This is a genomic window from Streptomyces sp. NPDC030814 (assembly GCF_055572155.1).
In genome coordinates this window covers 286,981-305,481 of sequence record NZ_JBVIDX010000010.1, presented here as the reverse complement: position 1 = coordinate 305,481, position 18,501 = coordinate 286,981, and the positions used below count along the sequence as shown (strand labels likewise).

The following is an 18,501-nucleotide window of genomic DNA, read 5'->3' as shown; positions in this document are numbered from 1 at the left end:
GCCTGCGGGGGCTATGACCTCGCATGACTCCTCGTCGTCGGCGGCGGCCTCCGGCGGCTCCGCCGGACGTCGTCGTGCGCTGGGGAGGGGGCCGGGGGCTCCGCCGGTTGAGCCGGTGGGCGAGCCGTCGGCCGAGGAGCGCTCTCCGGCTGGGCCCGGTGGGACGTCGTGCCCGCCTTCCCCCACTCTCGGCTCCGCTCGAGCGGGGGGACTCCCGCCGCCCCGCGGAACGACTGCCCACGACGCCGACGGCGGCGACGAGGAGCCGCCGGCTGCAGCCGCCACCGCACCCGAAGCGGAATCGGCGGCCGAGGCCGCGCTCCGAACCGAGCTGCGGGCCGGGGCCGGAACCGAGCCGGTGGTCCAAGCCGCGCCCCGGACCGAGCTGCGGGCCGAGGCAGAAGCCGAGCCGGTGGCCGCTGCCGAGCCGGTGACCCGGCCCGGGGGCGAGCCGGTGAGCAGGGCCGGGTCGGCGGTCGGGGGCGAGGCGGGCGGGGGTCCGCAGGGGGAGGACGGCGACGGCGGGGTCTTCAAGGTTCGGCTTGCCAACTTCGAGGGGCCGTTCGATCTGCTGCTTCAGTTGATCTCGAAGCACAAGCTGGACGTCACCGAGGTCGCGCTCTCCAAGGTCACCGACGAGTTCATGGCGCACATCCGCGGGATGGGGCCGGACTGGGATCTCGACGAGACGACCGAGTTCCTTGTCGTGGCCGCGACGCTGCTCGATCTGAAGGCGGCCCGGCTGCTGCCCGCCGCCGAGGTGGAGGACGAGGGTGACCTCGCGCTCCTCGAAGCGAGGGATCTGCTGTTCGCGCGGCTGCTGCAGTACCGGGCGTACAAACAGATCGCGGAGATCTTCAACGGGCGGCTGGAGGAGGAGGCCCGGCGCTATCCCCGTACCGTCGGGCTGGAGCCGCAGCACGCGGAGCTCCTGCCCGAGGTGGTCATCAGCATCGGGGCGGAAGGATTCGCCAGGCTGGCCGTGAAGGCCATGCAGCCGAAGCCCAGGCCGCAGGTGTACGTCGACCACATCCACGCGCCCCTCGTGAGCGTCCAGGAGCAGGCCGGCATCGTGGTGGCGCGGCTGCGGGAGCTGGGGGAGGCCAGCTTCCGGATGCTCGTCGAGGACACCGACGACACGCTGACCGTCGTGGCCCGGTTCCTGGCGCTGCTGGAGCTGTACCGGGAGAAGGCCGTGGCCCTGGACCAGGAGACCGCCCTCGGCGACCTGGTCGTCCGCTGGACGGGCGGGGACGGGGACGCGGAGCCCGTGGTCACGGACGAGTTCGACCGGCCGCCCGAGCCCCCCAAGGAGGAGAAGGCGTGAGCGAGGAGACGACCGAGGCGACCGTGGTGTCAGGGGGGCTGCGTACCGTCGCCGACCTCGACCTCAAGCCCGCCCTGGAGGCCGTCCTGATGGTCGTGGACGAGCCCGCGACGGAGGAGCACCTGAGCAAGATCCTGGAGCGGCCGAAGCGGCAGATCGCCAACGCGCTGAGGGAGCTGGCCGACGACTACACCGCGCAGGGGCGCGGGTTCGAGCTGCGGCTGATCGCCGGGGGGTGGCGGTTCTACACGCGCCCCGAGTACGCGGCCGCCGTGGAGCGGTTCGTGCTGGACGGGCAGCAGGCCCGGCTCACCCAGGCCGCGCTGGAGACGCTGGCCGTGGTCGCGTACCGGCAGCCGGTCAGCCGCAGCCGTGTCTCCGCGGTGCGCGGGGTCAACTGTGACGGGGTCATGCGGACCCTGCTCCAGCGCGGGTTGGTCGAGGAGGCGGGCACGGAACCCGAAACAGGTGCGATCCTGTACAGGACGACGAACTACTTCCTGGAGCGGATGGGCCTGCGCGGCCTGGACGAGCTACCGGAACTCGCGCCCTTCCTCCCGGAGGCCGAGGCGATCGAGGCCGAGACCCAGGAAGGCGTACCGTCGTTCGATCCGGATGCCCCGGACGCGGACGACGGGCCCACGTCGGCCATGACTGACACGACGACGACGGAACTTTGATGCGAAGCAGCGGTAGCGGCAAGAGCGGCGGGCGCGGTAACTACCGCGGTGCCGGCAACAACAGGGACCAGAAGCAGGGCGGCCAGGGCCGTCCCCGCAAGCCCCGCCCCGAGGAGCGCCGCTACGACGTGGGCCCCGGCGGGACGCAGGACGGCCCGAAGTCCGGGCGGGGCGCCTCCGCTCGCGGTGGTGCCAAGGGCGGCCCCAAGCAGGCGCAGCAGCCCCGCGGGCGCGGACGTTCGGCGCCGGCCACGTCGCGTGAGTACGACGCGCGGGCCGAGGAGCGCAACCGGGAGCGGTATGCGGGCAAGAAGGACATCAAGCTGCCCAAGACCTTCCCGGGCGCCGAGCAGGAGGGCGAGCGGCTGCAGAAGGTACTCGCCCGCGCCGGTTACGGCTCCCGGCGCGCCTGCGAGGAACTGATCGAGCAGGCCCGTGTCGAGGTCAACGGCGAGATCGTCACCGAGCAGGGCCGGCGGGTCGACCCGGAGAAGGACGAGGTCAAAGTCGACGGACTGACCGTGGCGACGCAGTCGTACCAGTTCTTCTCGCTCAACAAGCCCGCCGGTGTCGTGTCGACCATGGAGGACCCGGAGGGCCGGCAGTGCCTCGGTGACTACGTCACCAATCGCGAGACCCGGCTCTTCCACGTGGGCCGCCTGGACACCGAGACCGAGGGTGTCATCCTGCTCACCAACCACGGCGAGCTGGCGCACCGGCTGACCCACCCCAAGTACGGCGTGAAGAAGACCTACGTCGCGCACATCGTCGGCCCGATCCCGCGCGACCTGGGCAAGCGGCTCAAGGACGGCATCCAGCTGGAGGACGGGTACGCGCGCGCGGACCACTTCAGGGTCGTCGAGCAGACCGGCAAGAACTACCTCGTCGAGGTCACCCTCCACGAGGGACGCAAGCACATCGTGCGCCGGATGCTGGCCGAGGCCGGCTTCCCCGTCGACAAGCTCGTCCGCACCGCCTTCGGGCCGATCACCCTCGGCGACCAGAAGTCGGGCTGGCTGCGTCGCCTGTCGAACACCGAGGTCGGGATGCTGATGGCGGAGGTCGACCTCTAGGGTCTGGCGTTTGGTTCAAGAACGACAGCCTGGGTCTCCCAGGTCAGCGATGGGTCGGTCCCGGGTTTCGTCCCCGGGGGCGGCCCTTTGCCGTTTCCGGCCCCGCTCCTGGCCTTCCTTTCCCCGTAAAAGGGTTGTGCCTCCACCCCCGCGCATTTATAGTCGGGATGACTATTAGTCAGAGTGACCATAAAGGGGGCGATGGGCATGACCTCACCCGAGGGCTACGACAAGTACGCCTTCGAGCCCTTCGCCGTCACCGTCGACCTCGCCGTCTTCACCCTCCGCGCGGGCACTCTCCAGGTACTGCTCGTCGAGCGCGGGCAGGAGCCCTACGCCGGGCGCTGGGCGCTGCCCGGCGGGTTCGTGCTGCCCGACGAGTCCGCCGAGGAGGCCGCCTGGCGGGAGCTCGCCGAGGAGACCGGCGTCACGGACGGCTCCGGACTCCACCTGGAGCAGCTGCGGACCTACAGCGAGCCCGGCAGGGACCCCCGGATGCGGGTCGTCACCGTCGCGTTCGCCGCCCTGCTCCCCGACCCGCCCGTCCCGCACGGCGGCGGCGACGCCGCCCAGGCCCAGTGGCTGCGGTTCGACGCCATCGGACCGCTCGCCTTCGACCACGACCGCATCCTCGCCGACGCCCACGAACGCGTCGGCGCCAAGCTCGAATACACCTGTCTCGCCACCGCCTTCTGTCCCCCCGAGTTCACGCTCGGCGAGCTGCAGCAGGTCTACGAGACGGTGTGGGGCACTCCGCTCGACCGGCCCAACTTCCGGCGCAAGGTGCTGGCCACGCCGGGCTTCGTCGAACAGGTGCCCGGCGCCGCCCGCCTGACCGGCGGACGCGGCAAGCCCGCCGCGCTGTACCGAGCGGGTGGGGCCACCGCCCTGCACCCGCCCCTGCTGCGACCCACCACGGAAGGACGGCCCCGATGACCATGACGCTGCTCGCGAAACGCGCCGCCACCGGATCCCTGCTCGGCCTCGCCCTCGGGGACGCGCTCGGCTTCCCCACCGAGTTCAACGACGTACCGTCGATCCTCGCCAAGTGCGGCCCCTGGCGGAAGATGGAGCTGCCCAGGCCCGCGATCGTCACGGACGACACCCAGATGACCCTGGCCCTGGGCCACGGGCTGCGGGCCGCCATGGACCGCGGGGTACTCGGCCCCGAGACCCTGGAGAAGGCCGTCCGCAAGGAGTTCGTCGCCTGGTCCCGCTCCCCGGAGAACAACCGCGCCCCCGGCCACACCTGCCTGGCCGCCTGCGACCTCCTCGCGCTGGAGCGCCACCCCTGGCAGTTCGCCAGTCAGATCCACTCCAAGGGCTGCGGCGCCAACATGAGGGTCGCGCCCCTCGGCCTCATCGGCCCGCTCAGCGATGAACAGCGCGCCGGTGCCGCCCAGTTGCAGGCCGCCCTCACTCACGGCCACCCCACGGCGCTCGCCGCCGCCGACCTCACCGCCCACGCCGTACGACTGCTCGCCCAGGGCGCCGAACCGCTCGGCCTGGTCGGCCGGCTGCGCTCGTACGCGTACGAGAACCGCGCCCGCTACCACGCGCGTTGGCTCGGCGACCTGTGGACCTACAGCCAGGACCCCTCCCCGCAGCACTACATCGCCCGGGGCTGGGACGAGTGCCTCGAAGCCCTGGACCGCGTCCAGCAGGCCCTGCGCACCCCGTCCCCGGAGACGGACCCCTGCCTCGCCACCGGGGAGGGCTGGATCGCCGAAGAGGCCCTCGCCACGGGTCTGCTGTGCTTCCTCCTCTTCGTCGACGAACCCGTCACCGCGCTGCGCCGCGCGGCCTGCACCTCCGGCGACTCGGACTCCATCGCCTGCCTCACCGGGGCCTTCGCGGGCGCCCACCACGGTCCGGCCGCCTGGCCCGTCGAGTGGGCCGACCGGATCGAGTACCAGGGCGACCTCGTGTCGCTGGGGGCGCTCTGGGACGCTTGAGGGATGACCGACGCCCTCGACATCGACCTGGCCCCGGTGGTTGCCGAACAGCCCGATCCCCTGCTGTTCGCCACCGTCTCGGGAGCCCACCTGTACGGCTTCCCCTCCCGCGACTCGGACGTCGACCTGCGCGGTGTGCATCTGCTGCCCGCGGCCCAACTGGTCGGACTGAGCGAGCCGGAGGAGACCCGGTCGAGGATGTGGGACCGGGACGGCGTCGAGATGGACCTCGTCACCCACGATCTGCGCAAGTTCGTACGGCTGATGCTGCGCCGCAACGGCTATGTGCTGGAGCAGCTGCTCTCTCCGCTCGTCGTGCACACGGGCGAGGCGCACCGCGAACTGATCGCGCTCGCGCCGGGTGTCCTCACCCGGCACCACGCCCACCACTACCGGGGTTTCGCCATCACCCAGTGGCGGCTGTTCGAGAAGACCGGTGAACTCAAGCCCCTGCTCTACACGTTCCGGGTGCTGCTCACCGGCATCCACCTCATGCGCAGCGGCGAGGTGCAGGCCCATCTGCCGAGCCTGCTGCAGCGGGTCGAGGAGGCCCCCGCGTATCTGCCGGACCTCGTCGCGGCGAAGGCGGCGCAGGAGCACGGCAAGGCCGAGGTCGACCAGGAGCGCGTGACGCAGGACGTGGAGCGGCTGCAGAAGACGCTCGACGAGGAGCAGGCCCTGTCAGCGCTGCCGGAGAACCCGTCCGCCTACGACGCCCTGCACGACTTCGTGATCCGGGTCCGCCTCGACGGCCCGAAGGGCTGACGCGCGCCGGGTGCGGACCAGGAAGTCCTCGACCCGGGCCCGGTCCGGCTCCGCCGGCAGTGGGGAGCGGGCCGCCGCCTCCTCGGTGTCGGCGGCCAGCCGGGCCATCCATGACTCGACCCTGTCCCAGGAGACCTCGCCGCGTTTGACCGCCAGCAGGGGCTCGCGCTGCTCGCCCACGTCGAGGGTGAGCGTGCCCGTGCGCAGCAGGTCGCGGCAGCTCATCAGCAGGCGCAGCAGGTGCATGGCGTGCTTCCAGCGGGGCGCGCCGTGCGTACGGACGTCCGCCTCCAGCTTCTTGCGCTGGCCGACGGCGTAGCGGGCGAACGTCTCATGAGCCTGCCGCGACAGGAACGCCTCCCGCAGGGACAGCAGCTCGCGACCCGTGTCGTCGATGTGTTCCACCAAGGGGGAGTGCAGGCACTCCAGGATGTTCGGGTTGGCGCGCAGGGCCAGCTCGCAGAAGCGCTCCAGCTCCCAGCCGAACTGTTCCTCGGCCGGACCCTCCACGTGGGTCGGCGGCTTCTCGAAGCGCCAGAACAGGGCGGTCGGCGCCAGGAACACACCCCGGCGGTCCGTGTCGCTGCCGTCCGTCGCGAGACCGAAGGCGCGTGAACCCATCACACAGGCGTAGATCGTGTGGTCGCGGACCAGGGCGTGGGCGTGCGAGGGCTGCATACCGGGAGCGTACGGGGCGGTCTCAGGCCAACCGAATGGAATTTCCCGCGATCTCGATCTGCTCGGCGGGCAGCGGCCGCTCGGCGGGGCCATGGGCCACCGAGCCGTCAGTGATCTTGAACTTGCTCCCGTGGCACGGGCAGTTGATCGTGCCGTCCTCGACCGTGGAGACCAGGCAGGCGCGGTGGGTGCACACCGCCGAGAACGCCTTGAAGTCGCCCTCCTGGGGCTGGGTGACGACGACCTTCTCGTCCTTGAAGATCCTGCCGCCGCCGACCGGGATGTCGGCCGTCGTCGCGAGGGCCTCGCCCCCGCCGCCCGTGGCCGCGGTCTCGTCGGAGCCGCCGTCACCGCCTCCGCCGCAGCCCGCGAGCAGCGCCGCCGCGCCCGACGCGCCGGCCGCCAGCACCGTGCGCCGTGTCGTACCCATCGTCATGTCGTCACTCCGGAGTTCAGGTGCGAGGAAGGGGCTCCGAGCGGAGCCGCGGCAGGGTGGCGACGAGAACACCACAGAAGCCGCAACTCAGACAGAGTGCCACAGATCACCCCACGTGCAGGCGTCTCGGCAGGCGGGCGGCGCGCGCCCGTGCGCTGCGGGCTCACTAGGCTGGACGGGCAAGGAGCCGTGAGACACAGCAGCTAAGGAGCCAAACCGTGGCGGTACGAGCGGTCCGGGGCGCCGTCCAACTCGACGAGGACCAGGCGGCGCACATGGACGAGCGGGTGGGCGAACTGCTCACCGCCGTCCTGGAACGCAACGGGCTCACCCAGGACGACCTCATCAGCATCTGGTTCACGGCCACACCCGACCTGCACAGCGACTTCCCGGCCGCCGCCGCCCGCAAGCTCGGCATCGTCGACGTACCGCTGATCTGCGCGCAGGAACTGGACATCGAAGGCGCGATGCCCCGCGTCGTACGGATCCTCGCCCACATCGAGTCCGACCGGCCCCGCTCCGAGATCGCGCACGTCTACCTGGGGGCCGCGGCCGCACTCCGCAAGGACATCGCCCAGTGAGAACCGCACTCGTCATCGGCACCGGCCTCATCGGCACCTCCGCCGCGCTGGCCCTCGCCCAGCGCGGTGTGACCGTTCACCTCACCGACCACGACCCCGAGCAGGCCCGGACGGCGGCCGCGCTCGGCGCCGGTACCGACGAGGCGCCCGACGGGCCCGTGGACCTCGCGGTCGTCGCCGCCCCGCCCGCGCACGTGGCCGCGACCCTCGCCGACGCGATGCGCCGGGGACTCGCCCGCGGCTACCTCGACGTGGCCTCCGTCAAGGGCGGCCCCCGCCGCGAGCTGGAGGAGCTGGGCCTCGACCTGTCCGCCTACATCGGCAGCCACCCCATGTCGGGCCGGGAGAAGTCCGGTCCCCTGGCCGCCACCGGCGACCTCTTCGAGGGCCGGCCCTGGGTGCTCACCCCGACCCGCGACACCGACACCGAGGTCCTGAACCTCGCCCTGGAGCTGGTCTCGCACTGCCGGGCCGTGCCCGTCGTCATGGACGCCGACGCCCACGACCGGGCCGTCGCCCTGGTCTCGCACATGCCGCACCTGGTCTCCAGCCTGGTCGCCGCACGGCTGGAGCACGCGGAGGAATCGGCCGTACGGCTGTGCGGGCAGGGCATCCGGGACGTGACCCGCATCGCGGCCTCCGACCCGCGCATGTGGATCGACATCCTCTCCGCCAACCCCGGCCCCGTCGCCGACCTCCTCACCGACGTCGCCGCCGACCTCGAGGAGACCGTCCAGGCCCTGCGCGCCCTGCAGGCCTCCGACGAGGCCAAGCGCCGCGAGGGCGCCACCGGCATCGAGCACGTCCTGCGCCGCGGCAACGCCGGCCAGGTCCGCGTCCCCGGCAAGCACGGCTCCGCGCCGCGCGCCTACGAGACCGTCGCCGTCCTCATCGACGACCAGCCCGGCCAGCTCGCCCGGATCTTCGCCGACGCCGGCGCGGCCGGAGTCAACATCGAGGACGTCCGCATCGAGCACGCCACCGGCCAGCAGGCCGGCCTGGTCCAGCTGCTCGTGGAGCCGAAGGCGGTGCCGGTGCTGACGGGCGCGCTGCGCGAGCGAGGGTGGGCGCTGCGGCAGTAGCGCCGGGGAACAGAGCGTCCGGCGTTCCGGGCGGGACCGGAGGCAAAGGGTGCCGCCCCGGGCAGGGCCGGACGGGCTACGCGCACCCAGTACCCTTGTCCGGGGCGCCTTCCGTCTCGCCCCGCCATCTCGGAACAGGAAAGGTGCCCCCCAGTGGAACGCGCCACAGTGATCGTTGCCATCGACGGCCCCTCCGGCACGGGCAAGTCGAGCACCTCGAAGGCCGTGGCTGCACAGCTCGGGCTGAGCTACCTCGACACGGGCGCCCAGTACCGGGCGATCACGTGGTGGATGGTCAACAACGGCATCGACATAGACGACCCGTCGGCCATCGCCGCCGTGGCCGGCAAGCCGGAGATCATCTCGGGCACCGACCCGTCCGCGCCGACCATCACGGTCGACGGCATCGACGTCGCCGGTCCGATCCGCACCCAGGAGGTCACCTCCAAGGTCAGCGCCGTCAGCGCCGTACCGGAGGTCCGCACGCGGATCACCGAGCTGCAGCGTTCCATCGCCGTCGGCGCCGAGAACGGCATCGTCGTCGAGGGCCGCGACATCGGCACGACCGTGCTGCCGGACGCCGACCTGAAGATCTTCCTCACCGCCTCCCCGGAGGCCCGCGCCGCCCGCCGCAGCGGCGAGCTGAAGAGCGCCGACGTCCAGGCGACCCGCGAGGCCCTCCTGAAGCGGGACGCCGCCGACTCCAGCCGCAAGACCTCGCCGCTCGCCAAGGCGGACGACGCGGTCGAGGTGGACACCTCGGACCTCACCCTCCAGCAGGTCATCGAGTGCGTCGTCACCCTCGTCGAGGAGAAGCGGGCGGCGAAGTGAGTGAGGCCTCTTCGGACCGCGCCCCCTCGGGCCGGACCCCGTCGGCCGAGGCCCCCTCGGTACGGGGTGCCGAGGTCGGGCGGCGCATCGGCGTCGGCCTGATGTACGGGCTGTGGAAGCCGCGCGTCCTGGGCGCCTGGAAGGTCCCCGCGACCGGCCCGGTGATCCTCGCCGTCAACCACTCCCACAACATCGACGGCCCCATGGTCATGGGCGTGGCACCCCGGCCGACGCACTTCCTCATCAAGAAGGAGGCGTTCATCGGTCCCCTCGACCCCTTCCTGCTCGGCATCGGGCAGGTCAAGGTGGACCGTTCGACCGCCGACCGCACCGCCATCACCCAGGCGCTGGCCGTCCTGGAGCACGGCGGTGTCCTGGGCATCTTCCCGGAGGGCACCCGGGGCGAGGGCGACTTCGCCTCACTGCGCGCCGGGCTCTCCTACTTCGCCGTCCGCAGCGGCGCGCCGATCGTCCCGGTGGCCGTACTGGGAAGCACGGAGCGGCGCGGACGGTTGATCAAGGGGCTGCCCCCGCTGCGCTCCCGCGTCGACGTCGTCTTCGGCGACCCGTTCGAGGCGGGCGACGGCAGCGGACGCCGGACACGCAAGGCGCTCGACGAGGCGACCGAGCGCATCCAGAAGCAGCTGGGCGCCCACCTGGACCACGCCCGACGGCTGACCGGCCGCGGCTAAGGGGTCCTTTCACCATGAGCGTCCGATCAGGTCGGCATAGTGAAGGGACCCCTAAAACGCCGGGCGTCCGATCGGGCGCTGGGCGACACTGAGTAGTGGATCGGCCGGCGGACAAGCCGGCCGCTCCACCGATCACCACGATGAACGACGAGGTACGGACTTCATGAACGACCAGTTTCCCTCCGAGCACGAGCACGGAGAGCTTGGCGACGCCGAGTACGCGGAGTTCATGGAGCTCGCCGCGGAAGAGGGCTTCGACCTGGAGGACGTCGAGGGCGCCATCGAGGAGGCGGGCCACGGCCCGCTGCCCGTCCTCGCCGTCGTCGGCCGCCCGAACGTCGGCAAGTCGACGCTCGTGAACCGCATCATCGGCCGTCGTGAGGCGGTCGTCGAGGACAAGCCCGGCGTCACCCGCGACCGGGTCACCTACGAGGCCGAGTGGGCGGGCCGCCGCTTCAAGGTCGTCGACACCGGCGGCTGGGAGCAGGACGTCCTCGGTATCGACGCCTCCGTCGCCGCCCAGGCCGAGTACGCCATCGAGGCCGCCGACGCCGTCGTCTTTGTCGTCGACGCCAAGGTCGGCGCCACCGACACCGACGAGGCCGTCGTACGACTGCTGCGCAAGGCCGGCAAGCCCGTGGTGCTGTGCGCCAACAAGGTCGACGGCCCGAGCGGCGAGGCCGACGCGGCGTATCTGTGGTCGCTGGGCCTCGGTGAGCCGTACCCCGTCTCCGCGCTGCACGGCCGTGGCACCGGCGACATGCTGGACGCGGTCCTTCAGGCCCTGCCCGAGGCCCCCGAGCAGAGCTTCGGCAGGGCGGTCGGCGGCCCCCGCCGGATCGCGCTGATCGGCCGCCCGAACGTCGGCAAGTCCTCCCTCCTCAACAAGGTGGCGGGCGAGGAGCGCGTCGTCGTCAACGAACTGGCCGGCACCACCCGCGACCCGGTCGACGAGCTGATCGAACTCGGCGGCGTCACCTGGAAGTTCGTCGACACGGCGGGCATCCGCAAGCGCGTCCACCTCCAGCAGGGCGCCGACTACTACGCCTCGCTGCGCACCGCGGCCGCCGTCGAGAAGGCGGAGGTGGCGGTCATCCTCATCGACGCGTCCGAGTCGATCTCGGTCCAGGACCAGCGGATCGTCACGATGGCCGTCGAGGCGGGGCGCGCCATGGTCATCGCCTACAACAAGTGGGACACCCTCGACGAGGAGCGCCGCTACTACCTGGAGCGGGAGATCGAGACCGAGTTCGGCCAGGTCGCCTGGGCGCCCCGGGTGAACGTCTCGGCGCGTACCGGCCGGCACATGGAGAAGCTGGTTCCCGCGATCGAGACGGCCCTCGCCGGCTGGGAGACCCGTGTCCCCACCGGTCGCCTCAACGCCTTCCTCGGCGAGCTGGTCTCCGCCCACCCGCACCCGATCCGCGGCGGCAAGCAGCCCCGCATCCTCTTCGGCACCCAGGCGGGCACCAAGCCCCCCCGTTTCGTCCTCTTCGCCTCCGGCTTCATCGAGGCGGGCTACCGCCGCTTCGTCGAGCGCCGGCTGCGCGAGGAGTTCGGCTTCGAGGGGACCCCGATCCACATCTCCGTCCGTGTGCGCGAGAAGCGCGGCAGGAAGAAGTGACGCCGGAGGGACACGCGTGAGGAGGGCGGCTCCGAAGGTCTGATGACCCGGGGAGCCGCCCTCCTTCTGTGTCCGCGCCGCCCGGAGTCCCCGGTTCAGACACCCCGGCGCGGGTTGGGCGGCAGCGGGGACGGGATGTGGTGCATTCCCGTGTGCCCGGTGGGGACCCGTCCGACCGCCTGCCAGACGGTGGTCGTCGTGGTGGTCTGCCCGGACTGGCTGTCGCGCTGGGTCGCGAGGTGCCCGGCCGAGTGCCGGGCACCGTACGAACCCGTGCGCTGACCGCCCGACCCGTGCTGAAGGTTTCCGAACCCGGTGAACCTCAGCTCCTCCTCGCCGTGCCGGTCGCCCGGCAGGGCCCGGTAGGCCCTGACCCACTCCGCATAGAGCGTGTCGTAGATCGGTGTCGTCGATGGGCCGCTCGAAGCGTCCTGTGTCGGCCGCATGGACGGGATCGACGAATAGGGCTGGCGGCGGGGAACCTCAAATGCGTGCACGTCTGTGCCAACGACCCCACCGCGCAAGGGATGCGGGGCGTACACCATTCGGCCTCCGACCCGGCGTCCCGCCCTTGGGGAACGCGGCGAACGGCGTGACCACCACGGACGACCCGCGGCCGACCGACCGCGGAATCCCCTACGGCGCGAGCCCGCGAACGCACCCCGGCCGACCGTCAGGTGCCGGCCAGCGGCAGCGTCCCGGCCACCAACTTCCCGTTCCCCGCGGCCCTGTCGAGGGCCTCTCGCAGCAGGTCTTCGCGCGGCTGCCGCCCGATCGATCCCACCGGGGCGGCGAACATCAGCACCTGCTGGTGCTTGTTCGCCGCCGCGCGCCAGCTGTCGGCGACCTGGAGCGCCTGGTGCGCCTGCCACCAGGCGACCGGACTGCCGCCGACCGGGCTCGGCTGCAGGATGGCGTGCAGCTGGCCCATCGCGAGCAGGACGGACCAGCCGTGCAGCACGGGCGGGACGGAGTCGATCTGGGGGAGCGGCATGAAGCCCTGCTCGATCAGCAGCGGCAGGAAGTCGTCACCGGCGCCGGTCGTGCCCGGCCGGGTGATGGGCGCGGTCGGCTCGACGACCAGCGCGGGGTGCAACTCGCCGCTGAGCAGGATCAGTCCGCTGGTGACGCCGAGCACGGCCTGCTTGGGCGGGGCCTGCTTGGGTGCGGCCTGCGGCGCGGGCGACCCGGCGATCGAACGCGCGGCGCCCCGCAGTTGCTCCTCGGTGACCTGGACGACCTGGGAGGGCAGGCAGGTGGCGTGGGCGAAGGCGAGTACGGCCGTCTCGTCACCGACGAACAGGACGGTGCTGGTGCGCTCCTGCTCGGAGTCACCCGGGGTACGGCAGGACGTGCAGTCGTAGCCGCCGGGGGCGTTCTCTCCGGCGAGCAGCCGGTCGGCTTCTTCGTCGCCGATCTCGGCGCGTACCTCGTCGCTGACCTCGAGCATGCGCGGCACGGGTGGCTCCTCGGGATGCGGTGCGTGTCGGGTGGCGGGTGGCGCCCGGCCCGTGAGCGCGGAGTTTCCGGCTCATGAAGGAGACAACGGGTGATCTGTGGCCGGAGTCACGCTCGACGACGAATGGAATCGAACCATCCGGCGCGCAGGGTGAGTCCGCCGGCGGAATCGGTCACTCCCTGTCAACTCGACGAATTACCCTGGTACTTGCCGTGGTGAAGTGGCTCACAGATCATCGAGGCCTCTGGCCGACAAATCCGGAAATCAGGGAATGAATTGGGTGGCCGGAAATTGCCGCTACTGGCGGTAACGATGAACTGGCCTCGCAGGACAAGTGATTGCTTGCTGACAAGCCGTCAAGCTCCATAGATTCCCGGCCGTGTGCAACGAGCACCGCTCGGGTACGTCCGCCGACCGCACCACAGCCAGCTCGACCGCACCACCCGCCGGCGGACGGGGCTGAGCGCGTCCCCGCGTCCTGTGCGACGCGGGTCGCGCCCCGCCTTGGGGGACCCCGAGTCCTTCGAGAGGGAACTACATGTCCGCATGTGCCGACAACGCACGCGAGAACACTCGCACCACGCAGAACGCCCGTAGGGCGAAGGCGCGGGACGCCCGCAGCACACGTACGACGGCGATCCTCGCCGGAGCCGCGCTGCTCGCCCCGCTGGGACTGCTCGCCGCCGCAGGCAACGCCGCCGCGGCCGACAGCGGAGTGTGGGACCGCATCGCCAAGTGCGAGAGCGGTGGCGACTGGCGCATCAACACCGGCAACGGCTACTACGGCGGACTCCAGTTCGCCGCCACGACCTGGCGCGCTTACGGGGGCACGGCCTACGCGCCCACCGCCGACAAGGCGTCCAAGGCCCAGCAGATCGCTGTCGCCACGAAGGTCCAGCGCGCCCAGGGCTGGGGCGCCTGGCCCATCTGCGCCGCGCGCGCCGGAGCGTACGGCAGCGCGCCCGCCGCGCCCTCGAACGGCTCGACGCGTACCAAGTCCACCCCGCGGGGCGGTGAGACCGGAAATTCCGCCAAGGCTCCCCGGAGCGCCCCGTCGACGACGCCGTCGCGCTCCACCGGCCACCCGGACCGCAGCGCCTCCCGAGGCGACTACACCGTGCGCCAGGGCGACACCCTGAGCGGCATCGCCGCCCGGCAGGGCACCACCTGGCGCAAGATCTACGCCGCCAACAAGGCCGTCATCGGGGACAGCCCCGACCTGATCGTCCCCGGTCAGCGCCTCGACCTCTGAGCGTCCTCCCCGCTCCGTACCCGCGGGTCCCGTCCGGTGCGCCGCCCGGGCGGGACCCGCGCCCTTCCCGCGCGATCAGGGCAGTTCTGCGGCCTCGCCGCAGAACGCCACCGTGCCGCGCCGCAGTCCGTAGACAAGCGGTGACGCCTCCCGCAGTAGCGCAGGCAGGCGCTGCTCGGCGACGACCACACAGGCGTCCAGAGCGCTCAGCAGGGCGTACGTCCGGGCCGCGACCGCCGGTGACATGCCCTGGGCGGGTTCGTCGACGAGAACGACACGCGCGCCTGTCAGAAGGGCCCGGGCCAGTGCGAGGATGCGCTGCTCACCGCCGGAGAGGGTGCCGGCCCGGCGGGGGAGCAGGGGTTCGAGCTGCGGGTAGGCATCGAGGGCGGAGGCGGGGTCCGGCGCGGCGAGTTCGAGGTTCTCGCGCACGGTGAGCGAGCCGAAGACCGCCCGCCGCTCGGGAACGAGGACGAGGCCCCGTCGGGCCCGCTCGTGCGCCGGCAGCCGGGTGATGTCGGTGCCGTCCCACACCACGGCGCCGTGGGAGAGCGGGACCGTGCCCGCGAGGGCCCGCAGCACGGTCGTACGGCCGGAGCCGTTGCGGCCCAGCAGGACGGTGAGGCCGGGGCCCGGCGCGGCGAGCGTGAGGCCGTGGAGGGCCTCCAGGGGGCCGTAGCGGACGCGGGCGTTCCGGAGCGAGAGGAGGGTCATCGCCCGGCCGCCGGGTCGATGGGGCCGAGGGCGTGCAGGACCTGGTCGGCCGGGCCCGAGGTGACGATCCGGCCCTCCGCCATGAGGTGCACGACGTCCGCCAGGCCGGCGACGAGGTCCAGGTCGTGCTCGACGACCAGCAGGGCCGTGCCGTCGTCGGCGAGGGCGCGCAGAACGCGGGCGAGGGCGGCGACCTCGTCGGTGTCGAGTCCGGCGGCGGGTTCGTCGAGCAGCAGCACACGGGGGGACCCGGCGAGCGCCCGCGCCAGTTCGACCCGGCGCAGGGTGCCGGTCGGCAGTCCGGCGGCCGGGAGCGAGCGCACCGGTCCGTCCAGCCCGAGCAGCCGCAACGTACGCTCCACGGCCCCGGGATCGGTGATCCGCCCCTGTTCGGCGCCCACCCGCACGTTCTCGGCCACCGTCAGGGACGGGAAGACGGCCAGCTGCTGGAACGTCCGCGCGACGCCGAGCCGGGTCCGGGTGTGCGCGGGCGACCGCGTGACGTCCCGCTCGCCGAGCCGCACCTGTCCCCGGCTCGGCCGTACCGTCCCGGCAAGACAGTGGAAGAGCGTGCTCTTGCCGGCCCCGTTGGGCCCCACGACGGCACTGATCCGCCCCGGCAGGACATCGACGTCGACGCCGTCCAGCGCGGTGAGACCGCCGTAGCTGACGCGCAGGCCACGGGCTCGCAGGGACGGGGCGGGCACCGGGCGAGGGGGAGGGGGTGCGGGTCGTGGGCGCGTGTCTTCGGCCGTGCGGGGCGTCCACCCGGGGCCGGTGTGCCCGGCCGCGGCCGCCGAGCCGTCGGGCCGGCCCACGCGGCCGGTCGGCTCAAGTGGTTCGGGGCCGTGGGGTGCCGGGCGGGCCGCCTCCGTGCGCGCTCTCACCGCTGTGGCCCCGCTGCCCGGTGCGGCGGTCCCCGGGCGCCGCTCGGCCGCCACCGTCCGGGCCCCGGCCCGCAGCCTGTCCCTGACGCGTGCCCCCAGCGCTGTCGGCGTGGGGCTCCGCTCCGGGCGCAGGCGGGCGAGGGCCTCGCGGGCCGCCTCGTACGGGCCGCCCGGGAAGCGGCCGATGAGGACGGCCAGCACGCCGACCACCGCCGCGGCGACGCCGCCCCGGGTGCCCGCGTCCAGCCCGACGAGCAGGGCGGCGGCCACGAGCGCGCCGAGGGCGCTGTCGGCGCCGAGGACGACGACCGCGGCGAACCAGAGGAGGCCTCGGACGGGGTCGTAGGCGGCGGGGTCGAAGGCGCGGACGCCCATGGCGAGCATGCCGCCGCCGAGTGCGGCCAGGGCGGCGCCCGTGACGAAGGCGGCCAGTTTGAGGGAGGGGACGGGGACGCCCGCCGCCGCGGCCCCGGCCTCGTCGTCCCGCATGGCGGCGAGGGCCCGGCCGGTGCGCCCCCGGCGCAGCGCGTGCGTGGCGAGGAGCGCGCAGGCCAGGAGGCCCAGCTCCAGGACGTAGTACGCGCGGTCGCCTTCGAGGCCCGCCGGGCGGTTCAGGGCCAGGCCGGACGTCGCGTACGGCTGGGCGAAGACGAAGCGGCTCACTCCGACACCGACCGCGAAGGTCGCCAGCGCCAGGGCCAGGCCGTGGCGGCCGATGGCGGGCCAGCCGGTGAGCAGGCCCAGCGGGGCCACCAGCAGGACGGCCACCAGCAGGGCGGCCGGCTCCGGCAGGGACGGCAGGAACGGGAAGCGGCCCGCCGCGAGCAACGCCGTGAACAGGGCGCCGAGGCCCGCGTACGCCGCCTGCCCGAGGGAGATCTGTCCGCCGCGGCCCGTCACCACGACGAGGGAGAGCAGGATCACGCCCAGTGCCGGGACCTGGACGGAGGTGTGCAGGTCACGGCCTGCGAAGCCGAGCGGGATCAGGAAGAGGAGCACCGCCACGATCCAGGCCCCGGCGGGGGTCCGGACCCGTGCGGTCGCCGGCCGCGGCAGGGCGTCGCGGGTACCGACGCCGGGCAGGACCAGGGCCGCGACCAGGAGGGCCACGACGAAGAGGTTGGCGCCCACCGCCTGGATCAGGGGCTCCGCCCGGCCCGACGGATGGAACCGGGTCAGCTGGCTCTGGGCGACGCCGATGCCCAGCGCCACCAGGACGGCCACCGGCAGGCTGCGCATCCGGGCGGCGACCGCCACGGCGAGCACCTCCATCACCAGCAGCGGCATGCCGTACGGGTCGAGGCGTACGTAGGGGGCGAGCAGGACGCCCGTCAGCCCTGCCGTGAACGAGCCGAAGGCCCAGCCCGCGGCGGCGACCCGGTCCGCGTCGATACCGGCCAGGACGGCCAGGGACCGGTCGTCCACCACCGCCCTCAGCTCCCGCCCGAAGCGCGTCCGGCGCCGCGAGGTCCGGGGGCGTCCCCGAGAGCGCAGTACCGCGCCCACCACCGCCGCGACCGCCACGGCCACCGCCAGCTGCCCCCACGGGTCCGCAGCCACCAGCGTCGGTGCGTCGGCCCGCGCCCCCTGCCCCCACAGCAGCACGGCCCCGCCGACGAGGAGCACGAACACGCCGATGGAGGCCACGAGGGTCTGCGCCGGGTCGCCGCCGAGCACCGCGAGCGGGCGGAAGACGAAACGCTCCAGGGCGAGACCGATCGCGGGGGCCACCACCAGGAGGGTCACCACGGCGGCCGGCCACAGGGGCCAGTGCCACTCGACGGTGAACTGGCGGAGCAGATACGCGCAGACCATGGCGATCGCCCCGTGCGCGAAGTTCAGCACACCGGTGGTCCGGTAGGTCACGACGAGACCGACGCCGGTCAGGGCGGCCGCGCTGCCGACCGACAGACCGGCCAGCGTGAGGTCGTACGTCAGCGACGCCATCAGGCCTCCGGGGGCACGGCCCGGTCTCCCCCGGGGGCCTCGCAGACGGGGCACGGCCGCAACCCGCCGTCGGACAGTGCCTCGGGGTCCACGGGCACCGCGTCCGCCTTGCCTGCGACCAACGGGCAGTCCGCACGGTGCCAGAGGGTGCCGCCGGGCACGCGGAGCAGTTCGTCGCTGGTGGCGAGGGGTGCGGCCGCCGCCCGCCCGGGCGCGTCGGCGTCGGCGGGTTCGGTGGCGACCAGGAGGCCGTACAACTCCTCGATCCGCGTCGCGGCGAGGGCGTTCCGGCCGTGGGCGAGCAGGACCGCGCCCGCGACGATCAGGGCGGCGCCGGGGACCGTGCAGGAGGCGAGGTAGGGCAGCTGACGTTCGGCGAAGCGCTCGCCGGAGACGCCGTACCAGCCGACGACACAGAGCACCGCGCCGCCGGCGAGCGCGGCCCAGCCGGCCCAGAGGACGGGGTGCGCGGTCGGTGGTCGGGGTGTCCGCATCCGGGGCTCCCACACGTCGTGTCT

At 73.0% G+C, this 18,501-nt stretch carries 19 protein-coding genes; 12 read left to right on the top strand and 7 right to left on the bottom strand.

The annotated features are described in order from the left end of the window. Positions 1–13 precede the first annotated feature (13 nt). The 6 genes from ACZ43N_RS22995 to ACZ43N_RS22970 all read left to right on the top strand — a co-directional run bounded on the left by ACZ43N_RS22995 (position 14) and on the right by ACZ43N_RS22970 (position 5,800). Complete coding sequence (locus ACZ43N_RS22995; RefSeq protein WP_468099911.1) at positions 14–1,327, top strand: segregation and condensation protein A; 1,314 nt, start codon at positions 14–16, stop codon at positions 1,325–1,327. Beyond that, on the top strand, positions 1,324–2,007 hold the full coding sequence (scpB, locus tag ACZ43N_RS22990; protein ID WP_468099910.1) for an SMC-Scp complex subunit ScpB: 684 nt from the start codon (positions 1,324–1,326) through the stop codon (positions 2,005–2,007). Before ACZ43N_RS22995 ends, scpB begins: the two co-directional genes overlap by 4 nt. Next, on the top strand, positions 2,007–3,080 hold the full coding sequence (locus tag ACZ43N_RS22985; RefSeq protein ID WP_468099909.1) for a pseudouridine synthase: 1,074 nt from the start codon (positions 2,007–2,009) through the stop codon (positions 3,078–3,080). The genes scpB and ACZ43N_RS22985 overlap by 1 nt, the downstream gene beginning before the upstream one ends. Positions 3,081–3,287: 207 nt before the next feature. Then, entirely contained in the window at positions 3,288–4,016 is a 729-nt protein-coding gene (locus ACZ43N_RS22980; protein ID WP_468099908.1) for an NUDIX hydrolase, read from the top strand. Continuing rightward, positions 4,013–5,035, top strand: a complete 1,023-nt coding sequence (locus ACZ43N_RS22975) for an ADP-ribosylglycohydrolase family protein (RefSeq protein ID WP_468099906.1) — start codon at positions 4,013–4,015, stop codon at positions 5,033–5,035. Before ACZ43N_RS22980 ends, ACZ43N_RS22975 begins: the two co-directional genes overlap by 4 nt. A gap of 3 nt (positions 5,036–5,038) precedes the next feature. Further along, positions 5,039–5,800: a nucleotidyltransferase domain-containing protein gene (locus tag ACZ43N_RS22970; RefSeq protein WP_468099904.1), complete on the top strand. Its 762-nt coding sequence runs from the start codon at positions 5,039–5,041 to the stop codon at positions 5,798–5,800. Here the strand turns inward: ACZ43N_RS22970 and ACZ43N_RS22965 are convergent. Together ACZ43N_RS22965 and ACZ43N_RS22960 are read right to left on the bottom strand one after the other, a co-directional pair. Then, entirely contained in the window at positions 5,717–6,478 is a 762-nt protein-coding gene (locus tag ACZ43N_RS22965; RefSeq protein WP_468099902.1) for a nucleotidyltransferase domain-containing protein, read from the bottom strand. The genes ACZ43N_RS22970 and ACZ43N_RS22965 overlap by 84 nt on opposite strands. Positions 6,479–6,500: 22 nt before the next feature. Further along, entirely contained in the window at positions 6,501–6,914 is a 414-nt protein-coding gene (locus tag ACZ43N_RS22960) for a Rieske (2Fe-2S) protein (RefSeq protein WP_468099900.1), read from the bottom strand. A gap of 218 nt (positions 6,915–7,132) precedes the next feature. On the opposite strand from ACZ43N_RS22960, the gene aroH reads away from it, so the two are divergent. The 5 genes from aroH to der all read left to right on the top strand — a co-directional run bounded on the left by aroH (position 7,133) and on the right by der (position 11,724). Continuing rightward, positions 7,133–7,495, top strand: coding sequence for a chorismate mutase (gene aroH / locus ACZ43N_RS22955; RefSeq protein ID WP_055514415.1), 363 nt, complete (start codon positions 7,133–7,135; stop codon positions 7,493–7,495). Then, complete coding sequence (locus ACZ43N_RS22950) at positions 7,492–8,577, top strand: prephenate dehydrogenase (protein ID WP_468099899.1); 1,086 nt, start codon at positions 7,492–7,494, stop codon at positions 8,575–8,577. The genes aroH and ACZ43N_RS22950 overlap by 4 nt, the downstream gene beginning before the upstream one ends. A gap of 153 nt (positions 8,578–8,730) precedes the next feature. Then, a complete protein-coding gene (gene cmk, locus ACZ43N_RS22945) occupies positions 8,731–9,408 on the top strand; it encodes a (d)CMP kinase (RefSeq protein ID WP_468099897.1) in 678 nt (225 codons plus the stop codon). After that, a complete protein-coding gene (locus ACZ43N_RS22940) occupies positions 9,366–10,100 on the top strand; it encodes a lysophospholipid acyltransferase family protein (RefSeq protein WP_468099896.1) in 735 nt (244 codons plus the stop codon). The genes cmk and ACZ43N_RS22940 overlap by 43 nt, the downstream gene beginning before the upstream one ends. A gap of 163 nt (positions 10,101–10,263) precedes the next feature. Next, complete coding sequence (gene der / locus ACZ43N_RS22935) at positions 10,264–11,724, top strand: ribosome biogenesis GTPase Der (protein ID WP_468099894.1); 1,461 nt, start codon at positions 10,264–10,266, stop codon at positions 11,722–11,724. A gap of 95 nt (positions 11,725–11,819) precedes the next feature. On the opposite strand, the gene ACZ43N_RS22930 is transcribed toward der, so the two are convergent. Together ACZ43N_RS22930 and ACZ43N_RS22925 are read right to left on the bottom strand one after the other, a co-directional pair. Next, the gene (locus tag ACZ43N_RS22930) at positions 11,820–12,170 is read right to left on the bottom strand and encodes a hypothetical protein (RefSeq protein ID WP_468099893.1); all 351 of its coding nucleotides are present in this window, start codon (positions 12,168–12,170) and stop codon (positions 11,820–11,822) included. A 227-nt stretch (positions 12,171–12,397) separates the two neighbouring features. Beyond that, positions 12,398–13,183, bottom strand: coding sequence for a hypothetical protein (locus ACZ43N_RS22925; RefSeq protein WP_468099891.1), 786 nt, complete (start codon positions 13,181–13,183; stop codon positions 12,398–12,400). Positions 13,184–13,721: 538 nt separating this feature from the next. Between ACZ43N_RS22925 and ACZ43N_RS22920 the strand changes: the two genes are divergently transcribed. After that, positions 13,722–14,435, top strand: a complete 714-nt coding sequence (locus ACZ43N_RS22920; protein ID WP_468099890.1) for a transglycosylase family protein — start codon at positions 13,722–13,724, stop codon at positions 14,433–14,435. Between the two features lie 75 nt (positions 14,436–14,510). On the opposite strand, the gene ACZ43N_RS22915 is transcribed toward ACZ43N_RS22920, so the two are convergent. From ACZ43N_RS22915 to ACZ43N_RS22905, 3 genes are read right to left on the bottom strand one after another with little or no spacing between them, the layout of a single operon-like run. Continuing rightward, positions 14,511–15,149, bottom strand: a complete 639-nt coding sequence (locus ACZ43N_RS22915; RefSeq protein ID WP_468099889.1) for an ABC transporter ATP-binding protein — start codon at positions 15,147–15,149, stop codon at positions 14,511–14,513. After that, a complete protein-coding gene (locus ACZ43N_RS22910; protein WP_468099888.1) occupies positions 15,146–17,983 on the bottom strand; it encodes an ABC transporter permease subunit in 2,838 nt (945 codons plus the stop codon). The genes ACZ43N_RS22915 and ACZ43N_RS22910 overlap by 4 nt, the downstream gene beginning before the upstream one ends. Beyond that, entirely contained in the window at positions 17,983–18,477 is a 495-nt protein-coding gene (locus ACZ43N_RS22905) for a hypothetical protein (protein WP_468099886.1), read from the bottom strand. Before ACZ43N_RS22905 ends, ACZ43N_RS22910 begins: the two co-directional genes overlap by 1 nt. Positions 18,478–18,501 lie beyond the last annotated feature (24 nt).

Excerpts from the sequence above, each read along its gene's own strand:
- ACZ43N_RS22960 (WP_468099900.1), bottom strand. The coding sequence starts at position 6,914 with ATGACGATGGGTACGACACGGCGCACGGTGCTGGCGGCCGGCGCGTCG.
- ACZ43N_RS22905 (WP_468099886.1), bottom strand. The coding sequence starts at position 18,477 with ATGCGGACACCCCGACCACCGACCGCGCACCCCGTCCTCTGGGCCGGC.
- ACZ43N_RS22985 (WP_468099909.1), top strand. The coding sequence starts at position 2,007 with ATGCGAAGCAGCGGTAGCGGCAAGAGCGGCGGGCGCGGTAACTACCGC.
- ACZ43N_RS22920 (WP_468099890.1), top strand. The coding sequence starts at position 13,722 with ATGTCCGCATGTGCCGACAACGCACGCGAGAACACTCGCACCACGCAG.
- ACZ43N_RS22980 (WP_468099908.1), top strand. The coding sequence starts at position 3,288 with ATGACCTCACCCGAGGGCTACGACAAGTACGCCTTCGAGCCCTTCGCC.
- ACZ43N_RS22910 (WP_468099888.1), bottom strand. The coding sequence starts at position 17,983 with ATGGCGTCGCTGACGTACGACCTCACGCTGGCCGGTCTGTCGGTCGGC.
- ACZ43N_RS22930 (WP_468099893.1), bottom strand. The coding sequence starts at position 12,170 with ATGCGGCCGACACAGGACGCTTCGAGCGGCCCATCGACGACACCGATC.
- ACZ43N_RS22970 (WP_468099904.1), top strand. The coding sequence starts at position 5,039 with ATGACCGACGCCCTCGACATCGACCTGGCCCCGGTGGTTGCCGAACAG.
- ACZ43N_RS22975 (WP_468099906.1), top strand. The coding sequence starts at position 4,013 with ATGACCATGACGCTGCTCGCGAAACGCGCCGCCACCGGATCCCTGCTC.
- ACZ43N_RS22995 (WP_468099911.1), top strand. The coding sequence starts at position 14 with ATGACCTCGCATGACTCCTCGTCGTCGGCGGCGGCCTCCGGCGGCTCC.
- der (WP_468099894.1), top strand. The coding sequence starts at position 10,264 with ATGAACGACCAGTTTCCCTCCGAGCACGAGCACGGAGAGCTTGGCGAC.
- ACZ43N_RS22965 (WP_468099902.1), bottom strand. The coding sequence starts at position 6,478 with ATGCAGCCCTCGCACGCCCACGCCCTGGTCCGCGACCACACGATCTAC.
- ACZ43N_RS22915 (WP_468099889.1), bottom strand. The coding sequence starts at position 15,149 with ATGACCCTCCTCTCGCTCCGGAACGCCCGCGTCCGCTACGGCCCCCTG.